General features: G+C 67.0%; 13 protein-coding genes. 5 read left to right on the plus strand and 8 right to left on the minus strand.

Annotated elements, in window-relative coordinates; all coding sequences use genetic code 11:
* Positions 1-56 precede the first annotated feature (56 nt).
* From E1294_RS31145 to E1294_RS31165, 5 genes are all read right to left on the minus strand, one after another.
* Positions 57-548, minus strand: coding sequence for an NUDIX hydrolase (locus E1294_RS31145; RefSeq protein ID WP_165977572.1), 492 nt, complete (start codon positions 546-548; stop codon positions 57-59).
* A 120-nt stretch (positions 549-668) separates the two neighbouring features.
* Entirely contained in the window at positions 669-1,613 is a 945-nt protein-coding gene (locus tag E1294_RS31150) for an aminoglycoside phosphotransferase family protein (protein WP_132514328.1), read from the minus strand.
* Between the two features lie 51 nt (positions 1,614-1,664).
* On the minus strand, positions 1,665-1,922 hold the full coding sequence (locus E1294_RS31155; protein WP_132514330.1) for a hypothetical protein: 258 nt from the start codon (positions 1,920-1,922) through the stop codon (positions 1,665-1,667).
* Between the two features lie 77 nt (positions 1,923-1,999).
* Positions 2,000-2,566, minus strand: a complete 567-nt coding sequence (locus tag E1294_RS31160) for a hypothetical protein (RefSeq protein WP_220448032.1) — start codon at positions 2,564-2,566, stop codon at positions 2,000-2,002.
* Positions 2,563-3,126 (minus strand): hypothetical protein, encoded by a 564-nt coding sequence (locus E1294_RS31165; RefSeq protein WP_132514332.1) that lies wholly within the window; start codon positions 3,124-3,126, stop codon positions 2,563-2,565. The genes E1294_RS31160 and E1294_RS31165 overlap by 4 nt, the downstream gene beginning before the upstream one ends.
* Positions 3,127-3,476: 350 nt before the next feature.
* Here E1294_RS31165 and E1294_RS53110 point away from each other — a divergent pair, with 350 nt between their 5' ends.
* A complete protein-coding gene (locus tag E1294_RS53110; protein WP_165977573.1) occupies positions 3,477-3,650 on the plus strand; it encodes a hypothetical protein in 174 nt (57 codons plus the stop codon).
* 126 nt (positions 3,651-3,776) lie between these two features.
* Positions 3,777-3,965 (plus strand): hypothetical protein, encoded by a 189-nt coding sequence (locus E1294_RS31170; RefSeq protein ID WP_132514334.1) that lies wholly within the window; start codon positions 3,777-3,779, stop codon positions 3,963-3,965.
* Between the two features lie 251 nt (positions 3,966-4,216).
* Here E1294_RS31170 and E1294_RS31175 read toward each other — a convergent pair whose 3' ends face one another.
* Positions 4,217-4,561, minus strand: a complete 345-nt coding sequence (locus E1294_RS31175) for a helix-turn-helix domain-containing protein (protein ID WP_181958582.1) — start codon at positions 4,559-4,561, stop codon at positions 4,217-4,219.
* 661 nt (positions 4,562-5,222) lie between these two features.
* Here E1294_RS31175 and E1294_RS31180 point away from each other — a divergent pair.
* The 3 genes from E1294_RS31180 to E1294_RS31190 all read left to right on the plus strand — a co-directional run bounded on the left by E1294_RS31180 (position 5,223) and on the right by E1294_RS31190 (position 7,994).
* Positions 5,223-6,065 (plus strand): MerR family transcriptional regulator, encoded by an 843-nt coding sequence (locus tag E1294_RS31180; protein ID WP_132514336.1) that lies wholly within the window; start codon positions 5,223-5,225, stop codon positions 6,063-6,065.
* Between the two features lie 419 nt (positions 6,066-6,484).
* On the plus strand, positions 6,485-7,156 hold the full coding sequence (locus E1294_RS31185) for a site-specific integrase (RefSeq protein ID WP_132514338.1): 672 nt from the start codon (positions 6,485-6,487) through the stop codon (positions 7,154-7,156).
* 58 nt (positions 7,157-7,214) lie between these two features.
* Entirely contained in the window at positions 7,215-7,994 is a 780-nt protein-coding gene (locus E1294_RS31190; RefSeq protein ID WP_132514340.1) for a phosphotransferase, read from the plus strand.
* Positions 7,995-8,103: 109 nt separating this feature from the next.
* Here the strand turns inward: E1294_RS31190 and E1294_RS31195 are convergent, their stop codons facing one another.
* Positions 8,104-8,604 (minus strand): AAA family ATPase, encoded by a 501-nt coding sequence (locus E1294_RS31195; protein WP_246083407.1) that lies wholly within the window; start codon positions 8,602-8,604, stop codon positions 8,104-8,106.
* A gap of 478 nt (positions 8,605-9,082) precedes the next feature.
* The coding region (locus E1294_RS53115) for a hypothetical protein (protein WP_165977574.1) at positions 9,083-9,290 on the minus strand (208 nt) is incomplete at its 5' end.

Genomic DNA, 9,290 nt, shown 5'->3' on the forward strand with positions numbered 1-9,290 from the left:
TGCTGTTGGCGGGTGAGCCTGGCCCGGGCGCTCGGTGTGATGCTCGGTCTCGTTTTTCAGGCCCAAGGCAGGAGCGCTGGTTCCTCGGGCGGTTGGCCCGGCAAGAGCTGTCGGAGTAGGCATGCCAGCCCAGGTGGGAGGACGAGCTCCCGAGTGAGTTCGAGGTCGGCGATGGTCCACCAGCGGTGTTCGAGCAGTCCCTTGTGCTCGTAGTCGGCTTGGCTGCTGAGATCGACATTCTCGCTGGCCGTCCGGGAGAGGAAATACCAGTTCACGGTGGTGAACATCGTGCCGTTGGCCGACCACTCACCGGAGTTGAGAGCGACGGCTGTTGAAGCAGCGGCAGGGCTGAGCGTCTGCCCGGTCTCTTCCCGTAGCTCGCGAGCTGCTCCTGCCGCTGGGGACTCTCCTGGCTCTATGGCGCCTCCCGGGGTAAGCCAACCCTCCCGCGCCCAGGGGGCCGGAAGGTGGTGCCGGAAAAGCATGACGCGGTCGTCGCTGCTGACCAGGATGATCCGGGCGGTGTCTCGTCGGACTGGTGGCTTCATGATCAATGAGCATGGGGAGGCACGCTCTTGTATCCGGAGCCGGCCGAGAAAAGGGCCTTCTCGCCAACTGCACCTGGGAAATCCTCGAGAACCCCTGGCCAGGTCTCCCCCAGCTGCCATCTATGGCTGGGGGTCGCAATTGATCAGCGATGGGGCCGTTGCGATGAGGCGTCGCAGTGCCGCGTGGGCGGGTGGGCCCCACGTGGCCTTGCCGCCTCGGCGGCCGTGGACGCCGGCTTCGCCGATGAGGATGCCGCTGAGGGCGCGTAGCACCGCCCATCCGCGGGCGCGGCGCAGGGTCGCGGCGTCCGGGGCCGGACGGTAGGCGCGGTGGAAGCGGTCGGCGGCGCCGTCCGGCAGCAGAATCCACGCGGTGGCGAGGTCGCAGGCCGGGTCGCCCGCGAACAGGTCGCCGAAGTCGATCACTCCGCAGATGGTCCCGTCCGCGGTGAGGACGTTGGCCGGATGCAGGTCACCGTGGAGCCAAAGCGCCGGGCCTGACCAATCAGGCGCGGTGACGGCGTCTTCCCAGACCGCGCGGACGGCATCCGGGTCGGGGATGAGCCCCATCTCGGTGGCCTCGGCGAGCTGCTTGGCAAACCCCTTAGAGCAGTCGGCCAGCGGCGCTCCGCGGCCGAAGCGGCCGGCGGGCGCCTGTTCCGGGGCGGGTTGGTGCAGAGCCGTCAGGAAAGCGGCCAGGGCGTCGGCCGCCGCCGCGCCGCGCGTGACGGGGGCGCGGTCGGCGGGCTCTCCCGGCACCCAGGTGGTGACGATCCAAAGCCGCGGAAACAGAGCGGAGGGCTCGCCGAGGCGCTGCGGGACGGGAACCGGCAGCGGAAGGCGCGGGGCGAGGGCGGGCAACCAGGTGTGCTCCTTGAGCAGCAACTCGTCCGCGTCCTGCGTCGCCCAGGGCAACCGGACGGCGAGGTCGTCGCCGAGCCGCCAAAGCTGGTTGTCCCAGCCACGAGCGCCGAGCCGCAAGGGACGATCGGCCAGGTCGGGGTGCTGGTCGCGCAGCAGATCCCGCACGAGTTCCGCGCTGATGTCGATCTCGGTGTGCGTCATGCGGAGCAACCGTAGTCAAATGACGGCCCGCCCGTGTCCTCCCCGGGGCTTTCAGGGCAGGAGGCCCAGGGTTTCGGGTGTTTCCCAGGCCGTCAGATGCCGTTCGGGGTCGGTTTCCTGCCAGGCGATCGTGTTGATCAGCTCGGCGAGGGCTTGGCGGTCCTGCTCGGACAGGTCCTGCAGGAGGACGGCCACCGGCTCGATCACCTCCATCGTGGCCTCGGGCGTGATGGCGTCGTCGTCGCTGAGATCCAGCCTGATGACGACCTCAGTGAGGGCTCTGGCAAGGGTTCGTTCAAGCGGAGTCATGACGAGGGCTCCTTGGCCTGTCATTGAGGTGCGGCGTGTCCGGGGACGGGGCTGCCTTGACGCGACGACGGTCGCGGTCAGCCCGCTGCCGGCTCGGTGAGGCGGGCTTCCAGGTCGGCGATCATCTGGGTGAGCAGACTGGTGTTCTCGCGCCGGACCGCCTGCTCGCCGACCGTGTCGAGGCCGGCGACCTTGGTGATGCACTCGTCTGCGGCTTGGGCCATGGTGGCGAACTCCGTGCGGGCGATCGAGTGCGGGTTGGCGGCCTCGAAGGTGGTGGCGCGGTGCATGTCCTTGACCGACGTCATCGCCGCGCGGGCGGCGGACATGGCGTCGCGGGCGCTGAACTCGTCGCCGTGCCCCTCGCGCATGTAGCGGGTGGTCCAGACCCGGCGCCGGGCCGCGTCGCGCCGGGCGGGGTCGGCCGACGGCTGGAACCGTTCCAGGCGGTCGCCTCGGTTGGCCGCGATCACACGGACGAGCTTGACGGCCCGCCGCAGGTGGGGGCCGTCCTTGATGCCGACGCCGGCGGCGATGTCGGCGTAGCTGAGCTCGCGGCCGTGGTTGCTGCGCAGCCAGATCATCACTTCTGCGACGTCGGTCTCGGCGCGGGTCCAGCCCGTCTCATCACGGCGGCGGCTCACAGGAATTCCCCGTTCTCGTCCATGAAGGCCGCGAGTGCGGCGTCGTCCAGAGCAGCATCGGTGGCCATGTCACGGACGGCGGCGATCGCGGCTTCGGCGCCGTCACACAGCTCCGCGATGGCCTCGGCGCGGTCCGTGGTGAAGGTGATCTGCTGTTTGCTCAGCAGCGCCAGCGCTCGTGAGGCGGCCATGCGGATCTCGGCCATGGCGTTGAAGACGTCCATGGACGCCTCGGCCTGCGATCCCTCGCTGGCTTCGCGGGCTTGTGCGGCATAGGCGTCCCGCTCGCGGCGCTGGGCGCCGTTGTGTTCCTGCTGCCGCTGGCGGGTGACGTCGGCGGCGGCGGCGCGATCTGCAGCATCCGCTGCGGCCTGGCGGGCTTCGAACTCGGCAAGGGCCTCCCGCGCTGCTGCCCGGGTGCTCTCGCCGGCCGCCAGCGTCAATGCGCCCTGCAGCTGGGACACCTCCTTCTGGGTCTGTTCCAGCAGGGTGAACGCCTCACCGGACCGCGCCGTCGACGACCGTCTGGCCGCCTCGCAGGCCGCCGAGACCCGCTCCAAAGCTGCGGCGGATCAGGCCGCCGGCGCGCTGGAGCGTGCCCGCACCGCCTACGCGCAGGCGAGCGCCGCCCTGACTACGTCGAGGTCGGCGTTGCCGAGCCTGGTGGCGATCCGCCGGTGCAGCTCGCTCGCCGACGGAACAGATAGGTCCTCACTCATGGACGGCCTCCTGCGAAGTCGCTGCGCGCAGCTTGGTCAGCCGCTGGTGGAGCTGTGCTCGACTGTGAGGGCTGTTGCAAATGTGTCTCTTCACGCGAGCTGCAAAGCCATCGTTTGCAGGCACTGCCTGACTGTATGTGGTCGCACACTCTCTGTCGGTTACGCACAGCGCCAGTACGTGGAGGTCGAGCATGACGTGCGAAGCATCGCTGCTGGAGCATCTGGCTGCAGATGAGGAGTCTGTCCGCGGACAGCTTGAGTCGTTGCGTGAGCAGGTGGCGGTCCTGGAAGATCGGCTGCGCGACCTGGCCACCGCCCGAAGGGTGGTCGCGCCGATGCTGGCCGGGCATTCCCGGCCCGAGTAAGCGCCTTCTGGCGGCACGCCTGATGCCCCGACGCACGCCTCGCCAGAGGAAGCTGCGCCGGCGCCGAAACCGGTCGCCGGGCTCGACCGGCAGGTCGTTGTGATCATGGCGAGTTCGGGACGCACGATGCGTGCCAAGGAAGTGGCTCAAGCGCTGGGCGAGCCCGACGTGCGGGGGCGGGTGGAGACCACCCGGGCACGGCTCAAGCGGCTGACGGCGCTGGGCTGGCTGACCCAGCACGAGCCGGGTCTGTTCTCCATCGCTGCGGGCATCAATGGCCACGCGCTGGGGGGAGTCGCCAACGACGAGGCATAGGGCAACAGACACATCGCAGGTCAGGCGCTCAGCGACGACGGTCGTGGGCGCCGGGCCGGACGAGCAGGGTGCCGCCGAGATTAGGCCCTCGGCGGCACCCGAGGTTGCGTGAGCACCCTCCAGGTTCTAACTGACAGTGTCTCGCGCACTCCCGAGAGTAACTCGAATGGGGGCCTTTGGGGAGACGTCGAGCCTGGATTTCGCCTGCCCTGCGATCGGCAGCGCAGGTGCGGGAAGGATCGACGATGCCCTCACCAGGGCGAGAAGGGGTCCGGCGCGGGTCGGCTTCCGCCGGTCCCGGCTTGCGAAGCAGGCCACAGCCGGACGGCCAGGCCGGCCTCCAGTTGGGCGATGGTGACCGCATCCGGCCAGCAACGCCCGCCGGCCACGTCGGCGACGGTCTGCCGGTTCACCCCGCTGACGTCGGCCAGCCGGCGAAAACTCAGCCCTCGCTCGGCCATCACTGCCTGCAGAGCCGCGGCGATGGCCTGGACGACGGCGACGGCCGGATGACCGGACAGATCCGCGTGGGGCCAACTCTCCGGGTCGTCGGCCAACTCCCGGGGAAAGCGGGAACGCCCACGTCCTCCGACCATGACAAACGGCTCCTAATCAGTCGTAGCGGGTTGCCCGGTAGGGCAGACTCGCTGGTTGGTAGCCGTCCGGCGGGTGAGCACTTGCGGCTCCTGGACTTCGAGTCCTGCCGAAAGACAGTGCCCCTGCCGGGTGGCCGGGAGAGTTGATCGCGCAAACCTACCGCAGCTGGCTGCGGCACATATGCGCCACGCTGGCCTGGCTGGAACGCGGCGAACAAGCGCCCCCGCCGATGAAAGCGCCCAAGACGTCAGCCCGCCGTACTCCCGGCCCAGCTCAGCCGCTTGCGCGGCTGGGCCGAACGCCTGCCCGGCCAGGCCAGAGGCGACGCGCTGGCGTTGATGGCACTCGCCTTCGGCTGCGGTCTGACCTCCAACAGGCGAAGTTGCATCTGACACAACATTCGACGCGATGGACAACGACTCATCCTGCCTGATGGGAAGGGGTGTCGGCGGCCAGTTTGGAATTCCCCAGCGGCGGCCACTTGATGGGGAGCTATCTGGCCGTGGATGGTCACTCTGCGTTGCCGGAAGTCCGTCGTTCTCGATCGGTCCCGGCGGCAGCTAGGGCCTGGCTCCGGTGACACCTGGATGGTGTTGTTGCACCTGCCGTAGCGGCATGTGGTGTGGTCGAGGCACCACAGCACGAAAGGCTCTGTCTGCGATGTACCCCTCCATCACGCCTCCCCGCCAGGTCAAGATCGGTGATGCTGCCACCTTCGCCGGGACCACCCCTCGCGCCATCCGCCACTACCACGAGATCGGTCTGCTGCCGGAGCCCGAGCGCGGCGGGGACGGTCGCCGCCGCTACGGCTACGACGACATGATCCGCCTGCTGTGGATCCGCAAGATGGCAGAGGCCGGCATCGGCCTGGACGACATGCGGGCCGCCTTCGACGAGGCCCGGGACATCGAGGAGATCCTGAGCAGGCTAGAGGAAGCCTTGGCGGCGCAGGAGGCCGCCATCAAGCGTCGGCGCGCGGCTGTCCAGCGTCTGCAGGCGGTGGGTAGTCCGCTAGGGCTGCTCTCCGAACTGGTCACGGACCGGCTCAGCCACCTGCCCCCGGGCGCACTGCGACCGTCGGATGTTGAAGCGCTACTGGTCACGGAACGGATCTTCGGGCCGCTGGGCGCCGCCATCCAGGCCAGCGTGTTCATCGTACTGGCTACCCACCCCGACCTGCGGGCCGAGCAGGACTGTCTTGACGCGGCCGAGGCCGCCCTCGACGACGGCGTCGAACCCGACGACCCGCGCGTCGAAGAGCTCGCCGTACAGCGATGCACCCAACAATTGGCCCTGGAGCAGGCCATCGAGGCAGCTGGTCTTGACACGGCCGAGGAGAAGCTCTTCGAGATCTACGACGCTGACCTGAAAGGAGAAGAAGACACGCAGATGAGCGCCTCCACAGCGACCACCAAGATGCCCTACGACTTCTCTCCCGCCCGGATGCGCTGCATGGAACTCACGGCACAACTCCTCGCCGACGCCCACTCCGCAGACAGCTGATCGCCCGTACCTGGCACCGATGTGGCCCGACAGCCGGTCGCGTCCATCCACATATGACCGGTCGTACCAGACTTCGAGCCCGGCCGTAACCAAGAGTGACATCATAACTAACCGTACGTGGGGATTCCGAACTGGCCGCTGACAAAGGGGTGGCGGTTAGCTATCGGGTCGAATAGCCGACGTGTTTCGGCAAGCAGGTGGCAGCCTCCGGAAGGAGGCTCAACAATGTTGCCTCTGATGCAACGAGGCGCTGTGGGCAAAGGTGCCGATTTGGCTGGTGCAGCGCATCTCGAGCTGGTCGAAGGGCTCACCTACCTCGATCCCAAGCCTGCACTGCTCGAGGCAATGCTGAGCGGGTGGGTACGGCAACAGCAGGCCCGCTTCTTGAACGAGAGCGCGACGATCCAGCCGCGAGGCTCGTGGCGTTCACCAATGCCTATCCCTGGGAGTGGACGCCAGCCGACGGCGAGGCGTTCATCGCGCATCTGCGATCGGGCGGGGGCCGTCGTCCCATCACGATGTCGACCGGACGCGGCTATGAGGCCATGCTCGCGCTGTTCATGGAAGTCATCACCGACCCTCGTTACGGCTGGTCACAAGAATGCCAGTCGCGATTCGGGCAGGCTCCGCAGCAGATCTTCCATGAGGACAACCGGGTCACTCATGTCAGCGAGTTCGAGGGACAACCCCACCGACGACCGCTGACCTACGAGGAAGTCCAGGCCCTGTTCGACGCGGCGGACGGACGAGCGGAGGACAAGCAGACCCGCGGCCGCAAGGGCGCGCTGACCGCGATGCGAGACTCGGCGCTGCTGAAGACCTTCTACGCCTACGGGCTGCGGCGCAAGGAAGCGTGCCGCCTTGACCTGTCCGACCTGCGACGCAACCCGAAGGCTCCCGACTACGGACGCTTCGGCGCGCTGTTGGTCCGGTTCGAGGCGTGGACTCCTCGCCTGAGCATCTCTGCACACCAAGATCAAGACCCCGCCCGGCACATCCGGCGGGGTCTTTTCACGCGATCTGGACGGACCCCTCGACGGCCCACTGGGGCGGCGGCCGCGGGCCGCGATCCGGCCGCCCTCCGCCGCTGAACCGGCCAGGCCGGTAAATGGAGGTGATCGGGAAAGACTGAACGACCACACTGGAGGGATGCGGCACGATGAAGAACAGCCATTGACCGGCGGCAATGTCAGCGACGGGGTTGTCCGGGTGGGAGACACCGTTCGTCGCCCTACAGGACCGTGGACTCCGGCGGTTCATGCGCTTCTCACCCACCTGCATGACGTGGGATTTCACGCAGTTCCTCGCCCCCTGGGCATTGACGATCAAGGCCGAGAGGTGTTGACCTTCGCCTGCGGCAAAGTTGTCTGGCCCGACTGGTTCTCCCTCGTTGAACCACCACGGCGCCTAGCCCACGTGGCACGCCTCATCAGAGATTTCCACGACGCCGTGGAAGGTTTCACGCCGCCGGCCAACGCCCATTGGCAGGTGCTGGTCCCGGCTGATGAAAACGACATCATCGCCCACCACGACCTGGCCCCGTGGAACCTCGTGGTCAGCGACGTGGGCGAATGCGTCTTCGTCGACTGGGATGGGGCCGGGCCCGGTTCCAGGCTTTGGGATGTCGCCTACGCCATCCACGGCTTCATCCCCCTGTCCGCGCACCCGGATTGGCAGCACCGCGACGCGGCCGCCCGCCTGCGAACCTTCGCTGATGCATACGGCCTCGATGAGGCCGATCGGCGCCATCTGATACCGCTGCTGAGCCGCCGCACTCGATCCATGCACGACTTCCTGCGCGAACAATCCGCTCTCGGCACGCAGCCGTGGACGACCTTGTGGGCGGAGGGCCATGGCACCGCATGGCTAAACGATGCCGAGTACATCGAACAACGCGAAGACCAGTGGGAACGAGCCTTGCTCACCTAACGGGAACTCGCCGACCCGATCAACCAGTTCGCGCACCAGGAAACCGACCCTGACCGGCAGTTGACGGCCTGGGAAGCGCCCGAAACTCTGGGCCTCCTTGTGAGCCTCGTTAAGGCTTGCCGGTCTTGACCTGGCCGACGAGATCCCTCAACTGACTTACAGTCTCGGTGAGCGGCTGACGTGTGTCGATTTCCATCGTTGCCGATGCGCGGAGCAGCGGCTCGACCTCGGCCGTGTCTTTGATGATCCTCTCGCGTTCGTCGAGGGTCTTGCCAAACGGGTTGGTTTCACGGGCGGCGATACGCTCGAGCATCACCTCGAGGGGTGCGCTGAACAAGATGACCTGGTCGAACCTGGGATAGAACTTGCCTTGGTTCCGGGACGTTCCGGAGATGAACAGCGGTACACCTGAGACTTCGTGTTCATCGATCAGCTCGGTGATGCGAGCCTCACACCATTGCAGCTCAGCGCCAATGCCGTCAGGAACTGGAACGTCTTCCATCCAATCGCCATAGTCGGTGTCCACAACCCGATAGCCAAGCCGCGCCAGCTCACCGAGAACCGTCGACTTCCCGGTGCCGGACATACCGGTTATGAAGATCACCGCCACGTCCGCATCATAAACGGTGGTAAACCGGCGCACCGAACGCGAGCAGCCTACTTACCTAACGTGCCTTACGGACCTTCAAGCGGCTGACCAGCTACTTCGCTCAGGAACACTAGATAACGATGGAAGCTCGGCGAGGAGGGGGTTCGCGACGTGTGCGCGTGCCTGTGGGCCGCCGACTGCCAGACCTGCGGGCGGTTCCTTGGAGACGAACCGCGGGCTCTGATCGTCGACGACTCGCTCGCGTTAGCGAGGGCGAGCCTGCACCACGTGGCGTGCCGAACGCCGGTATGGAACGACAGCGGAGCAGCCCGTGCCAAACCTTTCGCCTGCTCGTGCTCTGGAGTGAAAGTGGTGGTCAGAGCTGATGATCCCCGTGTGTTCGTCATGATGGACGCTCCCCTCGAAGCGTTAAGATGATCTACCTTGACTCATCTACCCGTAGTGATCGTTTCCACACTTAGAGTGATGCCTCCGGCAATCAGGCTTTGGCCTTGAGGATTCGTGCGGCCAGGTCGAGTGCAGCGCGGGGAGGGCGTCTGGACCCTTCGACGATTTCCGTGATGGCCACGCCGGCCGCCGGATTGAAGGCGATGGGCTCGCTGCTTTGCTGTTCGGAGGTCAGCAGGGCGGTGATGGCCGCGTCGGTGTCGTTACGGCGCAGGTGGCCGTGGGCGAGGTCGATGAGG

This window comes from Nonomuraea diastatica (assembly GCF_004349015.1).
GTDB classification, from domain to species: Bacteria; Actinomycetota; Actinomycetes; order Streptosporangiales; family Streptosporangiaceae; genus Nonomuraea; species Nonomuraea diastatica.